The 24637-nt window shown below is 73.5% G+C and carries 25 protein-coding genes and 1 riboswitch; of the genes, 13 read left to right on the forward strand and 12 right to left on the reverse strand.

Annotated elements, in window-relative coordinates:
* Positions 1-40: 40 nt before the first annotated feature.
* From AB0368_RS02995 to AB0368_RS03025, 7 genes are all read right to left on the reverse strand, one after another.
* Positions 41-1009: a tyrosine-type recombinase/integrase gene (locus AB0368_RS02995; RefSeq protein ID WP_366152066.1), complete on the reverse strand. Its 969-nt coding sequence runs from the start codon at positions 1007-1009 to the stop codon at positions 41-43.
* Positions 1010-1022: 13 nt separating this feature from the next.
* Positions 1023-2615, reverse strand: coding sequence for an ABC-F family ATP-binding cassette domain-containing protein (locus tag AB0368_RS03000; RefSeq protein ID WP_366152067.1), 1593 nt, complete (start codon positions 2613-2615; stop codon positions 1023-1025).
* A 222-nt stretch (positions 2616-2837) separates the two neighbouring features.
* Positions 2838-3701, reverse strand: coding sequence for a sigma-70 family RNA polymerase sigma factor (locus AB0368_RS03005; RefSeq protein WP_366152068.1), 864 nt, complete (start codon positions 3699-3701; stop codon positions 2838-2840).
* A gap of 157 nt (positions 3702-3858) precedes the next feature.
* The gene (locus tag AB0368_RS03010; protein ID WP_366152069.1) at positions 3859-4470 is read right to left on the reverse strand and encodes a response regulator transcription factor; all 612 of its coding nucleotides are present in this window, start codon (positions 4468-4470) and stop codon (positions 3859-3861) included.
* Positions 4467-5573, reverse strand: a complete 1107-nt coding sequence (locus AB0368_RS03015; RefSeq protein WP_366152070.1) for a histidine kinase — start codon at positions 5571-5573, stop codon at positions 4467-4469. Before AB0368_RS03015 ends, AB0368_RS03010 begins: the two co-directional genes overlap by 4 nt.
* Before the next feature lie 11 nt (positions 5574-5584).
* Positions 5585-6361, reverse strand: coding sequence for an ABC transporter permease (locus AB0368_RS03020; protein ID WP_366152071.1), 777 nt, complete (start codon positions 6359-6361; stop codon positions 5585-5587).
* Positions 6358-7326 carry an ABC transporter ATP-binding protein gene (locus AB0368_RS03025; protein ID WP_366152072.1) on the reverse strand — a complete coding sequence of 323 codons (969 nt, stop codon included), beginning with the start codon at positions 7324-7326 and terminating at the stop codon, positions 6358-6360. Before AB0368_RS03025 ends, AB0368_RS03020 begins: the two co-directional genes overlap by 4 nt.
* Positions 7327-7685: 359 nt before the next feature.
* Between AB0368_RS03025 and AB0368_RS03030 the strand changes: the two genes are divergently transcribed.
* Positions 7686-8216, forward strand: a complete 531-nt coding sequence (locus tag AB0368_RS03030; protein WP_366152073.1) for a 2'-5' RNA ligase family protein — start codon at positions 7686-7688, stop codon at positions 8214-8216.
* Between the two features lie 67 nt (positions 8217-8283).
* Here AB0368_RS03030 and AB0368_RS03035 read toward each other — a convergent pair whose 3' ends face one another.
* Positions 8284-8697 carry a VOC family protein gene (locus AB0368_RS03035; RefSeq protein WP_366152074.1) on the reverse strand — a complete coding sequence of 138 codons (414 nt, stop codon included), beginning with the start codon at positions 8695-8697 and terminating at the stop codon, positions 8284-8286.
* A 71-nt stretch (positions 8698-8768) separates the two neighbouring features.
* On the opposite strand from AB0368_RS03035, the gene AB0368_RS03040 reads away from it, so the two are divergent.
* From AB0368_RS03040 to AB0368_RS03060, 5 genes are all read left to right on the forward strand, one after another.
* Positions 8769-9770, forward strand: a complete 1002-nt coding sequence (locus AB0368_RS03040) for an NAD-dependent epimerase/dehydratase family protein (RefSeq protein ID WP_366152075.1) — start codon at positions 8769-8771, stop codon at positions 9768-9770.
* 136 nt (positions 9771-9906) lie between these two features.
* Positions 9907-11430, forward strand: coding sequence for an IucA/IucC family protein (locus AB0368_RS03045; RefSeq protein ID WP_366152076.1), 1524 nt, complete (start codon positions 9907-9909; stop codon positions 11428-11430).
* Positions 11427-13052 carry an IucA/IucC family protein gene (locus tag AB0368_RS03050; protein ID WP_366152077.1) on the forward strand — a complete coding sequence of 542 codons (1626 nt, stop codon included), beginning with the start codon at positions 11427-11429 and terminating at the stop codon, positions 13050-13052. The genes AB0368_RS03045 and AB0368_RS03050 overlap by 4 nt, the downstream gene beginning before the upstream one ends.
* Positions 13039-14184, forward strand: coding sequence for an alanine racemase (locus tag AB0368_RS03055; protein WP_366152078.1), 1146 nt, complete (start codon positions 13039-13041; stop codon positions 14182-14184). The genes AB0368_RS03050 and AB0368_RS03055 overlap by 14 nt, the downstream gene beginning before the upstream one ends.
* On the forward strand, positions 14184-14624 hold the full coding sequence (locus AB0368_RS03060) for an NUDIX domain-containing protein (RefSeq protein ID WP_366152079.1): 441 nt from the start codon (positions 14184-14186) through the stop codon (positions 14622-14624). The genes AB0368_RS03055 and AB0368_RS03060 overlap by 1 nt, the downstream gene beginning before the upstream one ends.
* Here the strand turns inward: AB0368_RS03060 and AB0368_RS03065 are convergent.
* The 3 genes from AB0368_RS03065 to AB0368_RS03075 are packed head-to-tail and all read right to left on the reverse strand — an operon-like array spanning position 14608 to position 17075.
* On the reverse strand, positions 14608-15318 hold the full coding sequence (locus tag AB0368_RS03065) for a class I SAM-dependent methyltransferase (protein ID WP_366152080.1): 711 nt from the start codon (positions 15316-15318) through the stop codon (positions 14608-14610). The genes AB0368_RS03060 and AB0368_RS03065 overlap by 17 nt on opposite strands.
* Positions 15315-15809 (reverse strand): peptide deformylase, encoded by a 495-nt coding sequence (locus tag AB0368_RS03070; protein WP_366152081.1) that lies wholly within the window; start codon positions 15807-15809, stop codon positions 15315-15317. The genes AB0368_RS03065 and AB0368_RS03070 overlap by 4 nt, the downstream gene beginning before the upstream one ends.
* A 27-nt stretch (positions 15810-15836) precedes the next feature.
* The gene (locus AB0368_RS03075; RefSeq protein WP_366152082.1) at positions 15837-17075 is read right to left on the reverse strand and encodes a chorismate-binding protein; all 1239 of its coding nucleotides are present in this window, start codon (positions 17073-17075) and stop codon (positions 15837-15839) included.
* A gap of 128 nt (positions 17076-17203) precedes the next feature.
* On the opposite strand from AB0368_RS03075, the gene AB0368_RS03080 reads away from it, so the two are divergent.
* Positions 17204-17404, forward strand: coding sequence for a DUF5999 family protein (locus AB0368_RS03080; RefSeq protein WP_366152083.1), 201 nt, complete (start codon positions 17204-17206; stop codon positions 17402-17404).
* A gap of 257 nt (positions 17405-17661) precedes the next feature.
* Here the strand turns inward: AB0368_RS03080 and gcvP are convergent, their stop codons facing one another.
* Complete coding sequence (gene gcvP, locus AB0368_RS03085) at positions 17662-20466, reverse strand: aminomethyl-transferring glycine dehydrogenase (protein ID WP_366152084.1); 2805 nt, start codon at positions 20464-20466, stop codon at positions 17662-17664.
* A gap of 92 nt (positions 20467-20558) precedes the next feature.
* A riboswitch (glycine riboswitch) is annotated at positions 20559-20652 on the reverse strand.
* Between the two features lie 60 nt (positions 20653-20712).
* Between gcvP and mgrA the strand changes: the two genes are divergently transcribed.
* The 6 genes from mgrA (at position 20713) to AB0368_RS03115 (ending at position 24628) form a co-directional block, all read left to right on the forward strand.
* Positions 20713-21708 (forward strand): L-glyceraldehyde 3-phosphate reductase, encoded by a 996-nt coding sequence (gene mgrA, locus AB0368_RS03090; RefSeq protein ID WP_366152085.1) that lies wholly within the window; start codon positions 20713-20715, stop codon positions 21706-21708.
* Positions 21705-22376, forward strand: coding sequence for a nucleotidyltransferase domain-containing protein (locus AB0368_RS03095; protein WP_366152086.1), 672 nt, complete (start codon positions 21705-21707; stop codon positions 22374-22376). Before mgrA ends, AB0368_RS03095 begins: the two co-directional genes overlap by 4 nt.
* Positions 22373-23113 (forward strand): nucleotidyltransferase domain-containing protein, encoded by a 741-nt coding sequence (locus AB0368_RS03100; RefSeq protein ID WP_366152087.1) that lies wholly within the window; start codon positions 22373-22375, stop codon positions 23111-23113. Before AB0368_RS03095 ends, AB0368_RS03100 begins: the two co-directional genes overlap by 4 nt.
* A 99-nt stretch (positions 23114-23212) precedes the next feature.
* On the forward strand, positions 23213-23563 hold the full coding sequence (locus AB0368_RS03105; RefSeq protein WP_366152088.1) for a hypothetical protein: 351 nt from the start codon (positions 23213-23215) through the stop codon (positions 23561-23563).
* 77 nt (positions 23564-23640) lie between these two features.
* A complete protein-coding gene (locus AB0368_RS03110) occupies positions 23641-23979 on the forward strand; it encodes a metalloregulator ArsR/SmtB family transcription factor (protein WP_366152089.1) in 339 nt (112 codons plus the stop codon).
* Between the two features lies 1 nt (position 23980).
* Positions 23981-24628: a dihydrofolate reductase family protein gene (locus tag AB0368_RS03115; RefSeq protein ID WP_366152090.1), complete on the forward strand. Its 648-nt coding sequence runs from the start codon at positions 23981-23983 to the stop codon at positions 24626-24628.
* The last annotated feature ends 9 nt before the right edge of the window (positions 24629-24637 follow it).

Below are 24637 nucleotides of genomic sequence, written 5' to 3' on the forward strand. Positions count from 1 at the left end.
TGATCGACTCACCGGACCGCGGTCGAGGATAGGTGGTCGCTCAGGTGCTGCTGCGCCTGGCCCGGGCCGCGGCGAGGGTGTGCGCCGGGTCCCGGTCGAGGTTGTGGCGGTCCCGGTCGTAGCGGCGCGTGGTACGCGGGTCGGCGTGTCCCATCGCGTCCTGCACGTCCTCCAGCGGCACGCCCTCGGCCCGGGCAGTGGTGGCGAACGCGTGCCGCAGCGAGTGCGGCGACAGCCGGGCCCACCCGGCGATCCCCGCCTCCGCGGCGAGGCGGCGCACCAGCCGGAACACGGCGTGCCGGTCCAGCCGGGCGCCGGTGGCGGTGACCAGCAGCGGCCCGTCGAGCCGGTCGGCGGTGGTGCCCTCGGCGGCGGCCCGGGCGGCCAGATAGGTGTCCAGGGCCTCGGCCGCGTACGGGGTCAGCGCCCGGCGGCGCGGCCGGCCGCCCTTGCCGACGAAGCGCACGCTGCGGTGCCCGCGTTCCACGCCCAGGTCGGCGACGTCGAGGCTGACCACCTCGCCGACGCGCAGGCCCAGGTCGGCGAGCAGCGCGATGACGGCGCGGTGGCGTACCGCGGCGGGCCCGGTGGCGGCCTCGGCGGCGGCGAGGACCGCGTCGACCTCCTCGGGGCTCAGGCCCACGGTCGCCGAGTGGTCGCGGGAGACGTACGGGCGGTCCGCGCCGGCGACCGGGTTCGCGTCGACCGCGCGCAGCTTGACGAGGAAGTCGTACCAGCTCGAGAGCCCGGACAGCTTGCGCGCCACCGTCGCCGGGGCCAGCTCCTGCGCCTCCAGGCCGCGCGCGTACGCGTTGACGTCCAGGAACGACGCCCGCAGCGGGTCGACGTCCCGCGCGGCGCACCAGCCGAGCCACGCGCCCACGTCCCGCCGGTACGCCTCACGGGTGTGCGCGGACAACCGCCGGTTCTGCAGCCACGCCTCGGTCACCTGTTCGGCGCCGCCGGCGGCCGCGACCGTCCCGGCGGGCTGACGCGGTACCAGGGACATGCCCCTCATGATCTCAGCTGACGTGCACCCGGCCGTCCGCGACATGCCAGGTGCGGTCGTGCCCGGCGGCCCCGGCGAAGTACCGGTCGTGGGTGACGGTCACCAGCGTCCCCCGGTACGCCCGCAGCGCCTCCTCGACGACGTCGAGCGCGTCGAAGTCGAGGAAGTTCGTCGGCTCGTCGAGCAGCAGCACCCGCGCCGGGCTGTTGACCATGACGGCCAGCAGCAGCCGGCGCAGCTCCCCCGCGGACAGGCTGCGCAGGCTCGCGTCCCACTGGTCGGCGCCGAACTGGTGGGCGGCGAGCAGGCGTTCCGCGTCGTCGGCGTACACGGGCACCCGGGAGCGGAAATAGTCCACGACCGTGGTCTTCGTGCGCAGGCCGTGGTCGGTCTGCGGCAGCACCGCCACCGGGACCGTCGCCTGCTCCTGCAGCGCCCGCAGCAGGGTGGTCTTGCCCGAGCCGTTGCGGCCGGTGACCAGGATCCGGTCGCCGCGGCGCAGGGCGAGGTCGACGCCGTCCAGCACCGCACGCCCGCCGAGCTTCACGGTGAGGTCGCGCACCTCGATCAGGGTCTCGCCGGGTTCGGCGTCGTCGCCGGGGAACGCCAGGGTCAGGGGCGGGCGGGTGCGGGGCTCGGCGATCCACCGTACCGATTCCATCTGCCGGCGCAGCCGCCGCTCGCGGGCCTTGGCCTTCGCGGCGACCTTGCGGGCGATGCGGCGCAGGTGCGGCGCCTCCGCGCCGGAGCGCACGGTGGTCTCGACGAACAGCGACTGGGCCTTGGTGCGCTCGATGTCGGCCTCCCATCGCACCCGGTCCTTCTCCTGGGCCTCGTAGTCGAGCAGCAGTCTCTGCCAGCGGCGGGTCTTCTCCGCGCGGTAGGCGCCGTAGCCGCCACCGGGATAGTCCTGCGGGACGTCGTGGATGCCGTCGAGCTCGATGATGCGGGTGACGGCGGTGTCGAGGAAGGCCCGGTCGTGGCTCACCGTGAGCACGCCGCCCTGGAATCCGGCCAGCCATTCGCCCAGCCAGGCGGCACCCTCGGCGTCGAGGTGGTTGGTGGGCTCGTCGAGCAGCAGGACGTTCGGGGCGTCGAGCAGGGCGCGGGCGAGCAGCAGCCGGGCCTGCTCGCCGCCGCTGACCTCGTGCAGCGGCCGCCCGTCGTCGAGGTGCGCGATGTCGAGGCGCTGCCGGATCCGGTCCAGCCGGGTGGCGGCGGTCCACCCTCGCAGGGTGGTCCAGCGTTCCTGGGTCTCCCCGTACGCGGTGAGCACGTCGGCGCCGGCGGCCAGCTCCTGCCCGAGCCGGTGCAGGCGCGCCGTGACCTCGGCCAGCTCGCCGAGCCCGGCGTGCAGGAAGGCGCCGACGGTGCCGTCCCGGCCGGTGAGCTGCTGCGGCACGTAACCGACGCGGGTGCCGGGGCCGCGCGTCACCGTGCCGGTGGCGGGGGCGAGCTCACCGGCGAACACCCGCAGCAGGGTGGTCTTGCCGGCGCCGTTGGGCCCGACGACGCCGATCCGGTCGCCGGCGCCGAGCACCAGGTCGACGCCGGCGAACAGGGGTTCGCCGTCGTGGGCGGCGCTGATCGAGACGGCCTTGAGCAAGGGGTCCTCCGAAGGCGGATACCGATGGGACACGACGACCCGCGCACCCGCCATGATCGGCGGCACGGAACGGGTCGGGTCGGTATCACACGGGAGTGACTGCTCCTCGGGGCTCGGCGGTGGTCCGGTTGCCACTGTGCCGCCGCCAGGGACGGGTCGCAACCGAATATGGCGAAGGCCGCCACCGGCGGGTACGGGTGACGGCCTCCGGTGGTGCGGGGGTCAGGCGGCGTAGGCCACCGAGCGGTTCAGGCCCTGGACGTCGGTCACGCCCAGGCGCGTCGACATGGTGCTGCGGCCGGCGATCTGCGCCGCGTACGCCGCCCTGCGCCGGGCCACGCAACCATCCTTGGCATCGCCGTTGTCCTGCTGCTCCAGGTGGGTGGTCAGGCCGTCGCGCAGCAGCGCCAGCGCCTCGGTGCGCAGCTGCGACACCCGCGACTCCGTCACGCCCAGCTCGGCGGCGACCTCCGAGAGCGGCCGCTCCTGCAGGAACGACGCCTCCACGACGAAGCGCAGCCGCTCGGGCAGCACCGCGACCGCGTCGTGCAGGTAGCCGATGCGCTCGCGGTGCAGCAGCATCTCCTCCGGGTTCAGCGCCGCCTCGGTCACCAGGTCCTCGGCAGCGCCGGAGGCGAAGCCCTGCAGCGACAGCACCGCGGCGCGCTGCACGTCGTCGTCGACGCTCGCCAGCTCGGTCACGCCGACACCGAGCAGCTCGGCGAGCTCGGACGGGGTCGGCGTACGGCCCAGCTGACCGGTCAGCTCCTGCCGGGCAACGTCGGCGCGCCGGGCCCGGGCCCGCACCGACCGGCTCGCCCAGTCCATGCTGCGCAGCTCGTCGAGCAGGGCGCCGCGCACCCGCACCGCGGCGAAGCGGCCGAACGGGATGCCGCGGGAGGCGTCGAACGCCTGGGCGGCGGTGACCAGGGCCGCGTACCCGGCCGAGGCCAGGTCGTCGCGGTGCACGTGCGCCGGGACCTTGAACAGCATCTCGCGGACCATGTGACCCACCAGCGGCATGTTCTCGCGGATCAGGTTCTCCAGCTCACGGCTGACGGACTTCTTCGCGGTCGCTGCGGACATCGTGTGTTCCCCCTCGTATCCCGTCGCCCGGTGACGGCTCACCGGCTGACAGGGGGAACTTTTCGTGGCGCTGGGTGCAGGGGACGGTCACAGTCGGTTGCCGCTCGGTTGCACCCGAAGAAAACCTAAAGTCACACAGTTACCTCTCAGGCAGCACCTAGGTCAGCAACCAACCGTGGTCACGGGCCAGGCGGACGGCCTCCGCGCGGGTCCGAGCGCCCGTCTTGCCGATCGCCGCCGACAGGTGGTTGCGCACGGTGCCCTCGGAAAGGCGCAGCTCACGGGCGATGTCCGCGACCGTGCCGCCGTCCCGGGCGGCGCGCAGCACATCCGTCTCCCGCTCGGTCAGCGGCGAATCCCCGTACGCCAGCGACTGCGCCGCCAGGCCCGGATCCACCACCCGCAAGCCCTCGTGCACCCGCCGCACCGCGTCCGCGAGCTGCCGCGCCGGTGTGTCCTTGACGACGAAGCCGCTCGCCCCCGCCGCCATCGCCTGCCGCAGGTAACCGGCCCGGCCGAAGGTCGTCACCATCAGCACCCGGCACCCGGGCACCGCCCGGTGCAGCTGCCGGGCCGCCGCCACGCCGTCCAGCCCCGGCATCTGCACGTCCAACAGCGCCACGTCGGCGCCGTGCTCGCGGGCCGCGGCCACGACCTCGTCCCCGCGGCCCACCTCCGCGACGACCTCCAGGTCCGGCTCCATGTTCAGCAGCGCCGCCATCGCACCGCGCACGAGCGCCTGGTCGTCGGCCAGCAACAGCCGGATCATGACGGCACCTCCACCCGCACGCGGAAGCCCGGCCGATCGTCACGGCGGCCCACCGTCAGGCGTGCCCCCACCGCCTCGGCCCGCCGCCGCAGGCCGGCGAGGCCCTGACCGCCCGGCCCCGGCCCCGGCGCCGCGTCGCCGGGGCCGTCGTCGACGATCTCCACGCAGCCCGGCGCCAGGCGCACCTCGCACCGGCCGGCGCCGCTGTGCCGCACGACGTTCGTCACCGCTTCCCGGATCGTCCACGCGAACAGCTCCCGGTTGCGGGTCGGCACGTCGTCGGCCGCCCCGGGCAGGTCGGCGACCACGTGCGCCGCCGCCAGCGCCTCCCGGGCCGCGGCGATCTCCCCCGGCAGCGAGATCCCCCGTACGCCCAGCGCGGTGGCCCGCACGTCCGCCAGCGCGTCGCGGGCCAGCGCCTCCAGGTCCCGCAGCTCCGCCCGGGCCTTGTTCACGTCGACGTCCAGCAGGCGCTGCGCCAGCTCCGCCTTCACCGTCACCACCGTCAGCGAGTGCCCCAGGATGTCGTGCAGATCCGCGGCGATGCGCGTGCGCTCGTTCTGCACCGCCATCTCCGCCAGCTCCTCCTGCGCCACGCGCAACCGCGCCTGCCGCTCGCCGGCCAGCCGCAGGCCCCAGGTCGCCGCCGAGCCCAGCAGCACCGCCAGGCCGTACCCGTTGTCCTCCCAGCCTGGCACCCGCCACGCCAGCAGCTCCGCGGTGACGACCAGCGCCACCGAGAACGGCGCCGCCTGCCACAACGGCAGGGCCGCCACCGCCGACGCCCCGATGTACACCAGGCAGGTCAGGGCGTGGAAGCCGGCCCCGGGAACCTGCAACGCCGTCAGCGCCAGCAGAGCCACGAGGCAGGCCCACACGCGCAGCGAGCCGCCCATGTCCCGCAGCCGGCCACGGACGGCGCTGAACCACCACACCATGGCCAGATACAGCCCGGCGAAGCCGGCGAGCGCCGCCAGGCCCACGTCCCGCTGCCAGCCGCCCGGATGCGCGAGCAGCGCCGACAGGTTCTCGCTCAGGTAAAACAGCCACAGGGCCGCGAACAGCCACCCGAACCGGAAACCGCGGTGCTCGAACGCCTCCACGACGGTTCCCGTCAGACCCTCGCCGTGTCGCGCCGGAACCGCCACACCGCGCCCCCGGCGAACAGTGCCGTCCACACCACCACGTTGAGCGCCGCCAGCCACAGGTTCCCATCGTGCACCAGCGGGTAGCGCGCGATCTCACCGACGCCGTACACCGGGGTGAACTTCGCGATCGTGGCGAACGTGGTGCCCAGCTGGTCCACCGGGACGAACAGGCCACCGGCGAACGACAGGACCGCCAGCACCGGGCCCAGGATCTGCATGACGTTCTCACTCGGCAGCAGATAGCCCATGAAAAGGCCGAACGCCGCGAACACCAAGGCGCACACCCACGCCAGCACCCCGCACTCCACCCACGCCGCCGCCGGCAGCTGCGCCCCCGCGACGGCCCCCACCGCGAACGCCACCGCCACCGACACCGCCCCGAGAATCATCGCCAGCACCAGCTTCACCGCGATGTACGCCGCCGGCCGCAACGGCGTCAGCCGCAACTGCCGGCTCCAACCCGCGGCCCGCTCCACCGCGACCATCGCCCCGCCGCTGGTGGTGGCCAGCATCGCCCCGTACACCGCCATGCTGACCAGCACGAAACCCGCCACATTGCCGGCACCGGCCCGCTCGGTGCGATAAGCCTCGCTCGAGCCGAACAGCAGGTAGAACACCGCCGGCATCACCAGCGTGAAGATCACCGTGCGGCGGTTGCGCACCAGCCGCCGCAACTCCAGCCGGACCACCCCGGCCGAGAACCCGCCGAAACGCGGAAGACTGCGCTGCACCGTGGCCGTCATCGCCGCACCCCCACACCCTCGTCGGCCGTACGCTCGTCGTGCTCCTGGATGTCGTCGGCCGTCAACGCCAGGAACGCCTGCTCCAGATTCCGCGAGGTGATCTCCAGATCCCGGGCCGTCGTCGCGGTCAGCAGGTGCCGCGCCACCGCGTCGGCGTCGGCCGCCTGCAGGATCACGGTGTCGCCACGCACCTCCACCGAGTCCACCCCGGGCAGCTCCCGCAACGCCCGCTCGTCGGCGCCCGGCAACGTGGCCCGCACCGTACGCCCCGACGCCATCGCCTTCACCTGCGCCGCCGTGCCGTCCGCCACGATCCGGCCCCGGCGAACGAACACCACCCGGTCGGCATAGGCGTCCGCCTCCTCCAGATAGTGGGTGGCGAACACCACCGTGCGGCCCGACTGCGCGTCCGCCCGGATCGCCGACCAGAACTCGTGCCGGCCGCCGACGTCCATCCCGGTCGTCGGCTCGTCCAGGATCAGCAGCTCCGGATCGGGCAGCAACGCCATCGCGAACCGCAGCCGCTGCTGCTGCCCGCCCGAGCACTTGCCCACCAGCCGCCGCCGGATGTCGCCGATGCCGGCCCGCTCCAGCGCGGCGTCGGCCTCGCCCGCCGGACGCCCGAACAACACCGCGGTCAGGCGAACGGTCTCCTCGACCGTGTAGTCCTTCAGCAAGCCGCCCGTCTGCATCACCGCCGACACCAGGCCCAGCGCCACCGCCTCCCGCGGCGGCCGCCCGTACACCCGCACCGAGCCCTGCGACGGCGTCGACAACCCGAGCAGCATGTCGACCGTGCTGGTCTTGCCGGCACCGTTCGGCCCCAGCAACGCCACCACCTCACCCGGGCGGATCCGCAGGCTGATCCCGTCGACCGCGGTCACGGCCCCGAAACGCTTCACCACACCGTCCAGCTCGACGGCCAGGCCCCGCGGCGGGGCCTCGCTCTCCACGATCACTGTCATGCCACCCAGCTTCGCCGCCGGCCGCCCCTCGCGACCAGGTCACGCGTCACGACCACCCCATGACATCTGTCAGGGATTCCGGTCCATCGGACGATCGGATCGATCCGCTGTCCCATATCCGGTCCCCATGACGTGTCACGCCCATCCACACTGGATCCGCAGTCGCCGTCTCCCACGGGAGCAACGGCGCGGCCGGGTGGCTCCGAGGGCAGCCCGGTGCGGTCCGGTACGGCTCTTGCGGCCGCACCCATCGGGACGGCCGCACCGGGTCTCGCGGCCGCCGGCGGATCAACCGAGCCCGGCGTCTCATAGCCCGAAACCGCTGGACACCCGGCGTCCCCCGCCGCACAGTCGCCACCATGACGCCCACCCACAGCGCCCTCATCGTCCCGGTGCCCACCGCCGAACCCGCCGTCCGCCACCACCGGGCCCACCTCGACCGCGCCGCCGGCTGGGGAGTGCCCGCCCACATCACCGTCCTCTACCCGTTCCTCCCGCCGGCCCGGATCACCGCGGCCGTCCTCGACACCCTGCGCGACATCGTCGCCGGCGTGCCGCGCTTCACCGCCGCCATCACCCACGCCGACTGGTTCGGCGACACCGTCGTCTGGCTCGCCCCCACACCCGCCGAACCCTTCACGACCCTCACCCACGCGATCGCCGCGCGCTTCCCCGGGGCACAGCCCTACGAGGGCGCCCACCCCGACGTCGTGCCGCACCTCACCATCGGCCACGACCATCCGCCTGCCACACTGCGCGCCGCCGCCGACGAAGCCGCCACCCACCTGCCCATCACGGCCGACATCGACGCCGTCCACCTCATCCAGGGCATCCCGGCCCCCGGCGGACCCTGGCACACCGCCGCCGAACTCCCCCTCGGACCCCGCTAAGCGACGCCACTCGCCCCGGACTCTGTCAGCGGGCCTTGCGAGGTCACGCCACTCGCCCCCGGAGCCGTCAGGCCGCGACGCAGAACTCGTTGCCCTCCGGATCGGCCATCACCACGTGATGCCCCTCGAACGTCGCCAGCACCCGCCCACCGGCCGACACCAGCTGCGCCACCTTCGCCGAGATCACCGCCCACTGCCCCGCCGACCGGCCCACCCGCACGTCGATGTGCAGCCGGTTCTTCGCCACCTTGGGCTCCGGCACCTCCAGGAACACCAGCCGCGGACCCACCCCCGACGGATCGTGCAACCACGCGCCGTCCCCGTCGTCGTCCTCCAGGTCGACGAACGACGCCGCCCACTCCTCCCGGGTCGCGAACGGCGCCGGCGGCGGCTCGTCCTCGTAGCCCAGCGCCAGCTTCCAGAACTCCGCCAGCGCCCCCGCCCCTGCGCAGTCGAACGTCAGATCCACCCGTAACGCCACGTCACACCTCGTTTCCGCCGACAGCGATAGCATCTTCCACCCCGGGTACGACAAAAGGCATCGTCGCTCCCATGAGACTGCTCGTACTCGGAGGAACCGGATTCGTCGGCCGTACCGTCGTCGACGAGGCACGCACCCGCGGCCACCACGTCACCGTCCTCAACCGCGGCCACCGCCCAGCACCCGCCGGCGTCACCGCACTGGTCGCCGACCGCACCACCCCCGGCGGCCTCACCGCCCTCGACCACGGCACGTGGGACGCCGTCGTCGACACCTGGTCCGCCGCCCCGTACGCCGTCCGCGACGCCGCCAAGGCCCTGACCGGTCGCGCCGGCCACTACACGTACGTCTCCAGCCGCAGCGTCTACGCCGGCGGCGGCCCCGTACCCCTCACCGAGGACGCCCCCGTCGTCGACGCCTCCCCCGACGCCGGCGACGACGTCGAATTCTCGGCCCCGATGGCGTACGCCGCCGCCAAACGCGGCGGTGAGCTCGCCGCCCAGCAGTCGTTCGACGGCCCGGTCCTGCTCGCCCGGGCCGGGCTCATCCTCGGCCCGCACGAGGACATCGGCCGCCTGCCCTGGTGGCTGAACCGGCTGGCGAAGGGCGGACCCACCCTCGCCCCCGGCCCCCGCGACCTGCCCCTGCAGTACATCGACGCCCGCGACCTGGCCGCCTTCGTCCTGGACGCCGCCGCGGCCGGCCGCTCCGGCCCGTACAACGTGGTCAGCGAGTCGGGCCACACGACCATGGGCGAGCTGCTGGAGACCGCGGCCGAGATCACCGGCGGCCGAGCCGAGCTGCGCTGGACCGAGCCGGACGCGATCCTCGCCGCCGGGATCGCACAGTGGACCGAGTTGCCGATCTGGCTGGCGCCGGGGTTCGACCACTCCTTCATGCACGGCGGCGACGTGAGCCGGGCGATCGCCGCCGGGCTGCGGCCCCGCCCGGTGCGCGAGACCGTCGCCGACACGTGGGCGTGGCTGCAGAGCATCGGCGGTACGCCACCGCATCGCCCCGATCGCCCTCCCGTGGGCCTGGACCCGGCCAGGGAGGCCGAACTTCTGTTCTGATGGGGTCGATGAAATTCCTCTTTGGGTTTGACCTTGTGTGCGACCTGTGACGGGTCGCACACCCTGTAGAGCGTCCTAGGATGTTGATGGCCGGGCCCGTGCCGCGGGCCCGGCACGGTGCCGGAGAATGGGCGCCGTGCCCACCGCCGACGCCGTCCGGACCCGTACCGAGCTGGAGCGTCTGCGGCCGGAGCTGACCGGGCCCTACGACCGGGCGCTGCCGCGGGCGAGGGCCGAGATCCTGGCCCGGTTGCTCGGCGCCCTCGCCCGCGAACCCCTGCCCGGCGTGGCCGCGCGGGCCCCCGGCCGGATCACGGTCAGCGGCGGCCGGGTGCTGACCTTCGACCCCGCCGCTGCGCTCCCCTTCGCCGTGCCCGCCGCGGGTCTGGCCTGCCGCCTCGGCGCCGAGGCGATCACCGACCCGGTCCTGCTGGTACGCCGCCTGGGCTGGCCGGACACATTCCGCGACGAGATCGCCGGCAGCGTCGCCAACCTCGCCCTCGCGTACGCGGACCCGCCGGCCGCCACCACCCGGCCGATCCTGGACACCGAACCCGACCCGGCCACCCTCGAACAGCTCGTCCTGGACGGGCACCCGCTGCACCCCTGCTGCCGGAGCCGGGGCGGCATGGACGTCGCCGACGTGCTCGCGTACGGCCCGGAACACCGTCCCACCCTGCGCCTGCACCGGCTGCGGGTGCCCGCGGACCGCTGGTACGGCGAGGGGCCGCCCGTGCTGCTCGCCCACCCCTGGCAGGCCCCGCGCCTGCTCGAGCGCCACCCGTGGCTCGCCCCCGACGGCGAGACCGCCCCGGTCCGCCCGCTGATGTCCCTGCGTACCGTCGCGACCCCCACCGGCCACGTCAAGACCGCCGTCGACGTCCAGATGACCTCCGCCGTGCGGACGGTGTCCCCCGCCGCCCTCCACAACGGACCCCGGCTGTCCGCCCTGCTGCGCGACCTCACCGCGGGGCTGCCGCTGTCGGTACCGGCCGAGTACGCCCCCGGCGCGGTCCTCGTCGACGGGCGCCCCGACCGGCACCTCGCCCACCTGCACCGGCAGGCCCCGGAGATGCGCCCCGGCGAGACCGTCGTGCCGCTGGCCGCGCTCGCCGCCGCCGACCCGTACGACGGACGGGCGTTGCTGCTGCACGCCGCGACCGACCCGTACACGTGGTGGCAGGACCTGACGAACCTGCTGTTCCCGCCGCTGCTGGCGGTCCTCGACCGCGGCGTCGCGCTGGAGGCCCACGGCCAGAACACCCTGGTCGTCCTCGACGGCGGCCGGCCCGTGCGGATCGTCTACCGCGACCTCGGCGGGGTTCGCGTCAGCCCGGCCCGGCTGCGCGCCGCCGGCATCGACCCGCCGCGGCTGACCGGCGACCTGCCCACCGACGATCCCCGGGTGTTGCGCACCAAGCTGGCCGCGGCCGTGGGCACCGTGGCCGGGCAGCTCGTGGCCGTGCTGGAACGAGGCGGCGCGGACCCCGCGAAGCTGTGGGCGACGGCCGCCGCGGCGGTCGCCTCGGCCGGGACGAGCGACGCGGCCGCCCTGCTCGCCGAGCCGCTGCCGGTCAAGGCCACCACGGCGATGCGGCTCGCCGCCGACCCGCTCGACGACGTGTGGACCCACCTCGACAACCCGATGGCCCGACCATGACCTCCGGCCTGACCGCACGCCGGCTCGCCGTGTCCGCCGCCGACACGGGGGCCTCCCTGGCGGTGCACGCCCCGCACCTGCTGGACCCGTTCAGCGCCGCACTGCCGACTGCGGCTGACGTCGTCGGGCGCCGGCTCCGGGAGGCGCTGGTCCGCGAGGGTCTGGCCGCCCCTGAGCCGGGCGATCACGTGCACGCGTTCCACCGGGTCGAGTACGCCGACGCCGGCGCCGACGATCCGGCCGACCTCATCCCGGACGGGCTGCCCGGCAACACCACCGGCTTCGCCGCGGAACTGCGCAACGCGGTGGTGAACCTCGCCATCGCCATGGCCCGGCAGGACCACGGCCCGGAGCGCGGCGAGGACCCGGACGCGTGCGCCGTGGCCGGGGAGCGGCTCGCCGTGGCGGGGCACAACCTTCACCCCTGCGGACGGACCCGGCTGGGCTGGGACACCCTCGACGTGCTCACCCACGACCTGGAGGCCGGCCACACCTCGGTGGGCTTCCTCGCCGTCCGCGACGACCTGCACCTCGGCGAGGACCTCGGCGACGCGCTGAGTGCGGCGTACCCGGGGCTGCCCGCAGTGCCGCCGGGATTCCGGCTGCAGCCCGTGCACGCCTGGCAGCGGGACACCGTCGTGCCGCGGCGCCACCGGGAGCTGCTCGCCGGCGGCGCCGTGCAAATCCTCGACGGCGAGCTCGGCGCGACACCGACCGCCGCGCTGCGTACCGTGCTGCTGCCGGTCAGCGCAGACGGCCGGCGGCGGTACCTCAAGCTCTCCCTCGACATCCAGGTCACCTCGACGCGGCGCGGGATCTCGGTGGCCAGCACCCGCAACGGGCCGCCCGTCTCCGCCCTGCTGCACCGCCTCGTCGCCGGCGACCCGGACGCCGGCCGGTTGTTGCTCATGGCCGAGACCGCCGGTGCCGCCGTGCCGGTCGGGTCCGGGCGGGACATGTCGGCGATCCTGCGCGACGGGATCACCGGCCGGCTCGGTCCCGGCGAGCGGGCGATCGCGGGTGGCGCGCTGCCGTTCCTGGCCGCCGGCCTGGTCGCGGCCTTCGCCGCGAGCACCGGGCGCCGCGACGATGCGGCGGCCGCGGGGGCCTTCCTGGACGCATACGCCCGGCTGCTGCTGCCGCCCCTGCTGCGGCTGACCGTCCGCGGCGTCGCCCTGGAGGCGCACCTGCAGAACTGCCTGCCGACCTTCGTGGACGGCGTCCCGCACCGGCTGGCCGTACGCGACTTCGCCGGCCTGCGGATCCACCCCGGCCGGCTCGCGGCCGCAGGGCACGACGTGGCGCTGTGGCCGGGCTCGGTCGTCGGCACCGACGACGAAGCCGTGCTGCGCGCCAAGATCGGCTACACCGCGTTCCAGGCCCACCTCGGCGAGCTCGTGCTGCGCCTCGGCGAGTCGCACGGCCTGGCCGAGGACGCGGCGTGGCGGATCGTCCGGTCGGTCGTGGACGAGACGTACGACGCGCTGGGCGACGCCGGGCGGGACGACCACGCCGCGTTCACCGCCCCGCTGGTGCCGCACAAGGCGCTGGTGCGGATGCGGCTGACCGGCGCCGGTGACGAGTACGTGCCGGTGGAGAATCCCCTGCATGCGCCCGCCTGAGCCGGTTCTGGCCGCGCTCGGCGACCTGCCGTCGCCGGTGTGCGCGTACGTCTACCAGCGGCAGGCCCTGCGCGACCGGGCCGCCGCCGTGCGAGCCGCCCTGCCCGGGGCCACGCTCCTGTACGCGGTGAAGGCCAACGGGCACCCCGACGTCGTCCGTACCCTCGCGGAGGCCTGTGACGGCCTGGAGGTGGCCTCCGGCGGTGAGTTGCGGCTGGCCGTGGCGGCGGGTGCGCGCCGCATCGTCTTCGGCGGGCCGGGCAAGACGGACGCGGAGCTGGCCGCGGCGATCGCCGCGGGCGCGCAGGTCAACGTGGAGAGCGGCCAGGAGCTGCTCCGGCTGGATCGCCTCGCCCGGGCCGCGGGGATCGTCGTGCCCGCTTGTGTACGGGTGAACCGCGCCGGTGCCGCCCTTTCCGGCAGCCACGCGATGACCGGTGCACCCACCCCGTTCGGCGTCGACGAGGCGCAGCTGGGCGAGGTCCTGGCCCTGCCGCACGAGAACGTCGGGGTCATCGGCTTCCACCTGCACGCGGTGTCCAACAACCTCGACGGCGCCGCCCACGCCCGATTCCTCGCCGGCGCGCTGCGATGGTCACAGGCGGCGGCCCGGCGGCACGGGATCGCGCTGCGTGTGGTCAACGCGGGCGGCGGCCTCGGCGTGGACCATCTCGGCGACGCCACCGTCGACTTCGCGGAGGTGGGCGCCGGGCTGGACGTGCCGCCCGGTGTGGAGCTGATCGTCGAACCCGGTCGCATCCTGGCCGCCGACGCCGGCTGGTACGCCGCCGAGGTCCTCGACCTCAAACGCACCCACGGCCGGTGGTTCGCGGTGCTGCGCGGCGGCACCCACCACTTCCGGCTGCCCGCCGCCTGGGGCTACAGCCACCCGTTCACCGTGCTGCCCCGGGACCGGTGGCCGTACGACTGGCCCCGCCCGGAGGTACGCGACACGGCCGTCGACGCCGTCGGCGAGCTGTGCACCCCCCGCGACGTCCTCGCCCGCGACGGGCACGTCACCCGGCTGCGGATCGGCGACGTGCTGGTGTTCGGCCGCACCGGCGCGTACGGGTGGGACATCTCGCACCACGAGTTCCTGCGCCACCCGCCGCCGTCGTTCATCATCCTCTGATGGAAGACGCCACTCACCGGCCCGCCGCCCGGGTCGTCTGCCTCGACGCCGACGGGCGGGTGCTGCTCATGCACTGGCGCGACCCGCTCGACGGCCACGACGTGTGGGAGCCGCCCGGCGGCGGCCTCGATCCGGGCGAGGACCACCTGCAGGCCGCCCTCCGCGAGCTCGCGGAGGAGACCGGCCTGGATCCGGCGGCGGTGCGCGACCGGTCGGTGGTGGTGGACCGCGACTTCGTCTGGAAGGGACGGCGATTCACCGGGCCGGAGCGGTTCTTCCTCGCCCGGTTCGAGACCGCCCGGCCGGCGCTGGGCCGCGACGGGCTGCTCCCGGACGAGCGGGAGCAGCTGGCTGGGCACGCCTGGGTGGCCGTCGGCGACCTCGCCGGGCTGGCCGGGCTGGACCCGCCCGGCCTGGCCGAGATCATCCGCCGGCTCTGAACTCCGCCCGCCACCGGGCCACCAGCGGATCGCCGGGATCTCGCAGGTGCTCCACCGCCACCGGCGTCAGGGACGGCCCGGCGAACGCGTCGATCTCGGCGCGGGTCAGCGGCCACGGCGGCCCCGCGCCCTCGCCCCCGCCCTGCTCCGCCACCGCGATGACGAGCAACGTCCCGCCGGGCGCCACCATCGGGCCGACGTTCGCGATGGCCCGGGCGCGCTCCGGGCCGGGCAGCGCCTGGACGTTGTTGCTCTCCAGCACCAGGTCGAAGCGGCCGTTCCACTGCGGCGGCGGGTCGAGCAGGTCGGCGACGACATATTCGACGGACGAGGACGGGTGCCGTTCGCGGGCCGTGCGCACGGCCGTTCCGGAGATGTCGAAAGCGGTCACGGTGAAGCCGAGGCCGGCCAGGAACTCGGCGTCGCGGCCGAGCCCGCACCCGACTACCAGGGCCCTGCGGCCACGGCCGGTGATCTCGCCTCGGCGCACCCATCCGGCGAGGTAGCGGCTGGGCTCCGGCACGTCCCACGGCACCTCGGCGGTGCCGGCTCCGGCCTCGGCGTAGAGCCGCTCGAACCAGCCGGTCGGGTCGCCGGCCGCCAGCGACGCCGCCGCCAGCCGCGTGGTGTCCGGCACCCGCGCCGGATCGCCCGGCCCCGAGGGGCCGGGCTTCGCGGAGAAGGCCGAGGTCATGCCGGCATCGGGCGGGTACGCCGCAGCTCGCGCAGCGCCTGCCGACGGGTATCGCCGGTCAGCGTGTCGATGTACAGCCGGCCGTCGAGGTGGTCCGTCTCGTGCTGCAGGGCCCGTGCCAGGAAACCCGTGCCCGCGATCGTCAGCGGCCGCCCGTGCGCGTCGAAGCCGGTCGCCGTGACCGTCAGGGCCCGCGCGGTCGCGAAGCCCATCCCCGGCACGGACAGGCAGCCCTCCTCGTCGTCCTGCACACCCTCGAAGCCGGACAGCACCGGGTTCACCAGGTGACCGACCCGGCCGCCGACGTTGTACGAGAACACGCGCAGGCTCACGCCGATCTGCGGCGCCGCGACCCCGGCCCGGCCCGGTTCCCGCACGGTGTCCTCCAGGTCGGCGACGAGCCGGCGCAGCTCGTCGTCGAAATCGGTCACGGGCTCCGCCGCGGTACGCAGGACGGGATCGCCGAACAGCCGGATGGGGCGCACAGTCATGGCACCCAACCTATTCGCCGGGACCGTTCAGTCGCCGGCGAGGGCTGCCCTGAGCGGTCCCGCCTTGGCCGCGGCCTCGTCGACCTCGGCGACCGGGTCGCTGTCCCAGGTGATGCCGCCGCCGGCCCACAGGTGCACCCGGCCCTCGGTGACCGCCGCCGTCCGGATGGTCAGGCCGAGGTCCATGTGGTCGGTGCCGACCCAGCCGAGCGCGCCCATCGCCACTCCGCGCCCGACCGGCTCGATGTCGGCGATGAGGTCGAGCGCCGCGAGCTTCGGCGCGCCCGTCACCGAGCCGCCGGGGCACACCGCCCGCAGCAGCTCCGCCAGGCCGAGGGTGCCCCGGATGGGCGCGGACACCTGGGACTCGGCCTGCCACAGCCCGGACCAGCGGCGTACGGCGAACAGCTCGTCGACCTGCACCGGGCCGACGCCGGGCAGGCGCGACAGGTCGTTGCGCTCCAGGTCGACGATCATGACGTGCTCGGCGCGTTCCTTGGCGGAGCCGAGCAGCTCCCGGCGGCCCGCCGCGGTCGCCGGCCGGGTGCCCTTGATCGGCCGGGTGACGACCCGCCCGGCGCGGACCTCCACGAGGGTCTCGGGGGACGCGGTGGCGATGGCCCAGTCCCCGCCCGCCAGGATGCCGCCGTATCGGGCTCCGGACAGTTTGGTCACCCGCTGTAGGGACGGGCCCGGATCTCCCGTGTACGGAGCGCTGGCGTGGCCCACGACATTGACCTGATAGACGTCCCCGCGCCGGATCGCGGCGCGGACGGTTTCGACCGCATCGGCGTGATCTTGACGTGTCCAGCTGTCCTGCCAGGGACCCAGCGACCAACCCCGGGAAATTGACTCAGGGTCACCGATCGGGCGCTGGGAGACACCGCTCCCCGGCTCCTCCCCGGCGCCGGTGTGGCGGTAGAGAACCGCTGCCACGTCAGGGATTCCGGGAACCGGCGTGGGGCGCCCGATCGCCCCGCCGGCCATCACCGATCCGGCCGCGGCTGACACGTACAGTGAGGATCCGCAGACCGTGCCGACGCCGTTCGGGTGGTTTGCATTAGCCGTTCGGATGAGGTCTCGCACCGGTAGTCCGTTGTCCGCGAGCCACGCTGTAACAAGCTCTGCAGGGTCACCACCGTCACCGAGGAACCACTCGAACACCGATGACGGACCGTGACGGCGCTGGCAGGAGGCCGGAGAACCCGGTGGAACGGCTGGCGCGACTGTCGCACAGTGTTGGTATCCACGGTTCCCGTGGCCCATCTCAACAGTGGATTCGCTCAATGGGGCGCCGTCACCCGCTCCCCCCGGACTCGTTCCGATGGGAGTAGTGTTCGCCACCGTTGATGTGAAACACAACACAACACAACCCCCCTGACCGGAGACCTCCGATGTGCCAGCACCAAACCACCTGCCCTTCCGCCGAGGCCGTGGACCGCGAAGCGGCCCGGGTCGTGGCAACCTTCCCCGAGCAGGGTTGGAGCCTGCTCTGCAACGGCGTCATCCTCTTCGAGGACACCGGCGAACTGCTGCCCGACGGCAGCCAGATCGAACCGCACCGCGGCCCCGCCCGGCACGCCCTCGCGGCCTGACCGGCCTGACCGGACCACCGGGCGGCTCGGGCCGTCGACGAGACGACCGCAACTAGTACGACCGCCGGAAGAGTAACGGCGACGAGGCCGCGACCGCGGACCGGCCTGCACCACCCGGCGCCCGCGCCCACCCGCGGCGCCCGCGCCCACCGCGGCGTCAGGGCCGCGCACGCCGCACGACGGCGAGGCGCCCCGCGCATGGCACACACACCGCCCGCGGGCCGACCGATGCACACCGGCCGACCCGCCCGGCGGCCTCAGTCCTCGAACGCCTCCGGCGACGGACACGAACACACCAGGTTCCGATCCCCGTACGCGCCGTCGATGCGCCGCACCGGGGGCCAGTACTTCGCCGTGCGGTCCACGCCCTCCGGGAAGCCGGCCAGCGACCGCGGGTACGCGTGCTCCCACTCGTCCGCCGACACCGCCGCCGCCGTATGCGGGGCGTGGTGCAGCGGGTTGTCGTCGCGCGGCCACTCCCCCGCGGCCACCCGGTCGATCTCGCCCCTGATCGCGATCATCGCCGCGCAGAACCGGTCCAGCTCCGCCAGGTCCTCGCTCTCGGTCGGCTCGACCATCAGCGTGCCCGCCACCGGGAACGACATCGTCGGCGCGTGGAAGCCGTAGTCGATCAGCCGCTTCGCCACGTCGTCCACCGACACACCCGTCGCCTTCGTGATCGGGCGCAGGTCCAGGATGCACTCGTGCGCCACCAGGCCCTCGTTGCCCGCGTACAGCACCGGGTAGTGGTCGCGCAGCCGCGCCGCCACGTAGTTGGCCGCCAGCACCGCCACCGCCGTGGCCTGCGCCAGGCCGTCCGGGCCCATCATCCGCAGGTACGCCCACGAGATCGGCAGGATCCCCGCCGAGCCGTGCGCCGCCGCCGACACCGCGTGATGGTCGCCCGGCTCGAGGGGGTCACCGGGCAGGAACTCGGACAGGTGCGCGCGCACCGCGACCGGACCCACACCCGGGCCGCCGCCGCCGTGCGGGATGCAGAACGTCTTGTGCAGGTTCAGGTGCGACACGTCGGCACCGAACTTCCCCGGCCGGGCGAAGCCCACCAGCGCGTTCAGGTTCGCGCCGTCGACGTACACCTGGCCGCCGGCGTCGTGCACCTTGCCGCACAGCTCCGCGATGCCCTTCTCGTACACGCCGTGGGTCGACGGGTACGTCACCATGATTGCCGAGAGGGCGTCCCGGTGCTTCTCGATCTTGGCGTCCAGGTCCGTCAGGTCCACGTTGCCGTTCTCGTCGCAGGCCACCACGACCACCCGCATGCCCGCCATCACCGCGCTGGCCGCGTTCGTGCCGTGCGCGCTCGACGGGATCAGGCACACGTCCCGGTGCGTCTCGCCCCGCGACCGGTGGTAGCCGCGGATCGCCAGCAGGCCCGCCAGCTCACCCTGCGACCCGGCGTTCGGCTGCACGCTCACCGCGTCGTACCCGGTGATCTCCGCGAGCCAGCGCTCCAGCTGCGCGACCAGGGCCTCGTAGCCCGCGGTGCGCGACGTCGGCGCGTACGGATGGATGTTCGCGAACTCCGGCCAGGAGACCGGCTCCATCTCCGTGGTCGCGTTCAGCTTCATCGTGCACGAGCCCAGCGGGATCATGCCCCGGTCCAGCGCGTAGTCGCGGTCCGACAGCCTGCGCAGGTAACGCAGCATCGCCGTCTCCGAGTGGTAAGACCGGAACACGGGGTGCGTCAGGAAGTCCGACGTGCGGGCCAGCTCCGCCAGCCCCGACCCGGCGGGCGCGCCGGCCGTCGCCCCGAACGCCGCCAGCACCGCCTCGACGTGCGCGGCCGTGGTCGTCTCGTCGCACGCCACCGACACCCGGTCGGCGTCCACCAGGCGCAGATCGATCCCGGCCCCGGCCGCCGCCTCGACCACCGCCGCCGCCCGGCCCGGCGCGTACGCCGTCACCGTGTCGAAGAACCGCGAGTGGGTGACCTCCACACCGGCCTCGGCCAGGCCACCGGCGACCGCGAGGGCGTGCCCGTGGACGCGGCGCGCGATCTCCCGCAGCCCCTCCGGGCCGTGGTAGACCGCGTACATGCTCGCCATCACCGCGAGCAGGACCTGCGCCGTGCAGATGTTGCTCGTCGCCCGCTCCCGGCGGATGTGCTGCTCCCGCGTCTGCAGCGCCAGCCGGTAGGCCGGCGCCCCGTCCGCGTCCCGCGACACCCCGACCAACCTGCCCGGCAACGACCGCTCCAGCCCGGACCGCACCGCGAGGTAGCCCGCGTGCGGACCACCGAATCCCAGCGGTACGCCGAAACGCTGCGTCGTGCCGGCCGCGATGTCGGCACCGATCTTCCCCGGCGCCCGCAGCAGGGTCAGCGCCAGCAGATCCGCGGCGACCGTCACCAGGGCACCGGCCTCGTGCGCCGCCTCCACCAGCGCCGCGTGGTCCCGCACCGCGCCGGACGCCCCCGGATACTGCAGGTGCAGGCCGAAGAACTCCGCCGGCAGAGCCGCATCCGTGTCCAGGTTCACCTGGCGCAGCTCGATGCCCAGCGGCTCCGCCCGGGTCCGCAGCACGGCCAGCGTCTGCGGCAGGGTGTCCGCGTCCACCGCGTACACGTTGCTCTTGCTCTTCGACGATCGGCGCGCCAGCGTCATCGCCTCCGCGACCGCCGTGCCCTCGTCGAGCATCGACGCGTTCGCCGTCGTCAGCCCGGTCAGGTCGGTCACCATCGTCTGGAAGTTCAGCAACGCCTCCAGGCGCCCCTGACTGATCTCCGGCTGGTACGGCGTGTACGCCGTGTACCAAGCCGGGTTCTCCAGCACGTTGCGCCGGATCACCGCCGGCGTGAAGGTGCCGTGGTAGCCGAGCCCGATCATCGAGGTCGTCACCGTGTTGCGCCCGGCGATCTCCCGCAGCTCCGCGATCGTCTCCTCCTCGGAGGCCGCGGCCGGCAGCTCCAGCGTGCCGTGCCAGCGGATCACCTCCGGGATCGCGGCATCCATCAGCGCCTCGAGGGATGCGTACCCGATCGCCTTGAGCATCTGGGTCTGAGCGTCCGGATCGGGACCGATGTGGCGATGTGCGAACGTCATGGCGGCTCCAGGGGACTTCCGAGGTCGACGGGCAACCTCCCCCTCTGTCATACCCACGAGTCGGACATACCCACGAGCGCACTTCAGAGTCGCCTTCCCCCGCGGTCCTTTTGCCTGAGAGGTTCCGGGGAGGATTTGCCCCTTCGGCGCCGCCGGCGGACCGGTGGTCTCTCCCGCGTGGGTGGTACGGCTGCGTTCAACCTACCAGCGGACGGATGTCGATCACGTGTCCCTAGGCTGTGGCGTGTGACCTACTCCCCCTCGGACGACCGCTACGCCACCATGACCTACCGCCGCGCCGGTCGCAGCGGTCTCAAGCTGCCGGCGATCAGCCTCGGCCTCTGGCACAACTTCGGCGACGCCCGCCCCCTCGAACGGCAGCAGGCCATCACCCGCCGCGCCTTCGACCTCGGCGTCACCCACTTCGACCTGGCCAACAACTACGGGCCCCCGCCCGGCAGCGCCGAGACGAACTTCGGCCGCATCCTGAGCACCGACTTCGCCGCCCACCGCGACGAGATCATCGTCTCCACCAAGGCCGGCTACGCCATGTGGGACGGCCCGTACGGCGAATGGGGCTCCCGCAAATACCTGGTGTCGTCGCTCGACCAGTCCCTCAAGCGGCTCGGCCTCGACTACGTCGACATCTTCTACCACCACCGCCCCGACCCGGAGACCCCGCTCGAGGAGACCATGACGGCCCTCGACGCCGTCGTCCGCGCCGGCAAGGCCCTCTACGTCGGCATCAGCAACTACAGCGCCGAGCAGACCGCCCAGGCCGCCGCCATCCTCCAGGAACTCGGCACCCCGCTGCTCATCCACCAGCCCTCCTACTCGATCCTCAACCGCTGGATCGAGCGCGACCACCTGCTCGACACGCTGGAACGCGTCGGCGCCGGCTGCATCGCCTTCAGCCCCCTGCAGCAGGGCCTGCTCACCGACCGCTACCTCGGCGGCATCCCCGACGACTCCCGGGTACGCACCAGCGTCTTCCTCGACGAGAGCGACCTCGACGCCCGGACGATGGGCCGCATCCACAGCCTCGACGACATCGCCCGGCGCCGCGGCCAGAGCCTCGCCCAGCTCGCCCTCGCCTGGGCCCTGCGCGACCCGCGCATGACCAGCCTCATCATCGGGGCCAGCAGCGTCGAGCAGCTCGAGACCAACGTCGCGGCGCTGCGGAACCCGGCGCTGAGCCAGGAGGAGCTCGACGCGGTCGACGCCACCGTCCTCGACCTGTGACCGACTTTCCGCCCCACACGATCCTCGCGGTCGTGGTCGGCTCCCGCGCGTACGGCCTCGACGGGCCGGACTCCGACCACGACCGCCGCGGCGTGTACGCGGCACCCACCCGCGCCTTCTGGCACCTCGACAAGCCGCCCACCCACCTCGACGGGCCCCACGACGAACAGTTCTCGTGGGAGATCGAACGGTTCTGCACCCTCGCCCTGCAAGCCAACCCGACCGTCCTCGAAGTGCTCTGGTCACCCCTGGTCGAACACGCCACCGCCGACGGCCACGAACTGCTCGGCGCCCGCGCCGCGTTCCTCTCCCGGCACGTCGCCCACACATACGGCGCCTACGCCCGCGACCAGCTCAAGCGCGTCGCCGCCCGGCGCGCGCGCACCGGCGAGACCAACCGCAAACAGGCGATGCACATGATCCGGCTGCTGCTGGCGGGCGCCCACGTCCTGCGCACCGGCGAGATCCTGGTCGACGTCCGCCCGCTGCGCGACCGGCTCCTGCTGATCAAAAACGGTGGAGAGCGGTGGGAATCCGTGGTCTCGTGGGCCGACGAGCTGCAGGCCGACCTGGCCGCCGCCGAGGCCGCCAGCGAGCTCCCGGACGAGCCTGACCGGGCCGCGATCGACGCGCTGCTCACCGGCGTACGAGAAAGGGGTCTGAAGTGACCGTCAACGTGCCCGCCTGGGCCGCGGAAGCCGCTGCCCTGCCCTATCCCACGGTTTTCGTGACAGTCAGCGGCGCCCACCTCTACGGCTTCGCGTCCGTCGACAGCGACCTCGACCTGCGCGCCAGCCACGTCCTGCCGGCCGCCGAGGTCGTCGGGTTGCGAACCGGCCCGGAGACGATCGCCTCCGACACCTGGCGCGACGGGGTGGAGCTCGACGTGGTCAGCCACGATCTGCTCAAGTTCGCCCGCCTGCTGAACAGCCGCAACGGTTACGTCCTGGAGCAGCTCCTGTCGCCGCGGGTCGTCACGACCTCCGAGATCCACCGCGCGCTGATCGCGCTGGCTCCGGACCTGATCACCAGCCACCATGCCCACCACTACCTCGGGTTCGCCGCCACGCAGGAGCGGCTGTTCGCCAAGACCGGGGAGCTCAAGCCGGCCCTGTACACGCTGCGGGTGCTGCACACGGGCATCCACCTCATGCGCACCGGAGAGGTCGTCGCGGACCTCGGGGTGCTGAGCTCGCTGGCGTACGTGCCGGAGCTGATCGCGATGAAGCGGTCCGCGGAGCACGGGGCGTTCCCCGACTCGCTGCGCGACGAGGTGGAGAAAGACGTTGCCCGGCTGCGCTCGGAGCTCGAGGCGGCGCGTGACGCTTCGACTCTCCCCCAGCACGCCGATCCGGCCGCGGTCGAGGCGTTGCACGAGCTGGTCGTGCGTACCCGCCTTAGCTGAAGCATTTGTTCCGGTTTGTGGTGTGGTGCTCCGCGCGTAAAGCATCCTAGGAACCTAGGGGTTATCCGTCGGTGCGGGTTGCGGTCTACGCTGGTCGTCATGTCCACCCGCACGCTCGACGGCCCGGTCGTCCACCTGGCGCGGCCGCACCGGCCCGTCCTGGTGGCCGGGACCCTGGGCGAGCTGAGCGGCCCGACCCACGGACTGGTCGAGCTGCCACTGCGCCTCTGGTGGAATCCCCAGCGCGCGTTCGACCTCGGCGAGCACACGATGCTGCTGTGGATGTACGAGAACGTGCTGCGCGAGGCGGTGCGCGTGGACGAGCTGCGCGACCACATCGACGGGGCGACGCTGGTGCGGGTCTGGCCCGAGTTGAACCTGCCGCGGGGGGTGCGGGCGGCCTGGGAGGCCCGGCACCCGGCACTGCGCCGCGCTGCCCACGCCGCCTGACCCTTTCACTCCCCCCAGACGGACCTTCCTCCTTGAGCTGGTTGACCGATCCCTGCTCTTCGACAATAGTTAGGTGTGTGCCTAAGTATCACGACGAGCTCGACGCCGTGCTCCGCGCTCTCTCGGATCCGACGCGTCGGGCCGTCGTGGAACGGTTGGCGAAGTCCCCAGCCGTCGTGTCCGACCTCGCGGCACCGTTCTCGATGGCGTTGCCGTCGCTCATGCAGCACCTGCGCGTCCTCGAGAACGCGGGACTGGTCACGTCGCAGAAGCACGGACGCGTCCGCACCGTGAGCCTGCGACCGGGCGCCCTCGACGTCCTTCACCTGTGGCTCGACGAGCAACGGACCCCCGCAGAACGCCAGGCCGACCGGCTCGGCATCCACCTGACCCGCACCAGCCCGAAGGAAATCTGACATGACCCGTGTTCGCATCGACCTGTTCGCCTCGCTGGACGGCTACACGTCGGCCGGCCAGACCGCGGAGAATCCGATGGGTGAGGACTGGGGGCGCCTCACGGCGGCCTACGCCGCTACCCGCACGTTCCACGAGCGCGTCTTCGGGGACACCAGCGGCGCCGGCACGACCGGCATCGACGACTCGTACGCCGCCGCGCACTTCGAGGGCGTCGGCGCCGAGATCATGGGCGCGGCCATGTTCGGCCTCCACACGTTCCCCGACGACCCGGACTGGAAGGGCTGGTGGGGCGACCAGCCGCCGTTCGGCACCCCGGTCTACGTCCTCACCCACACCGCACCGCGCCCGTCGATCCCGATGCCGGGCGGGACGACATTCCACTTCCGCAGCACCGCCGCCATCGAGGACGTGCTCGCCGAGGCGACCGAGGCTGCCGGCGGCCTGGACGTGCGCGTCGGCGGTGGGGTCAGCACCGCGCGCGCCTTCCTGCGCGCCGGCCTGGTCGACCACTTGCACGTCATGATCGCCCCGATCCTGCTCGGCCGGGGCACCCGGCTGTGGGACGACCTGCGCGGCCTGGAGCTCACCCACAAGGTGACGACGGAAGTGGCCGAGAGCGGCACGACCCACGTCACCTTCACGCGATAGGACCTGCAG

Source organism: Actinoplanes sp. NPDC051475 (assembly GCF_040689425.1).
GTDB lineage: Bacteria > Actinomycetota > Actinomycetes > Mycobacteriales > Micromonosporaceae > Actinoplanes.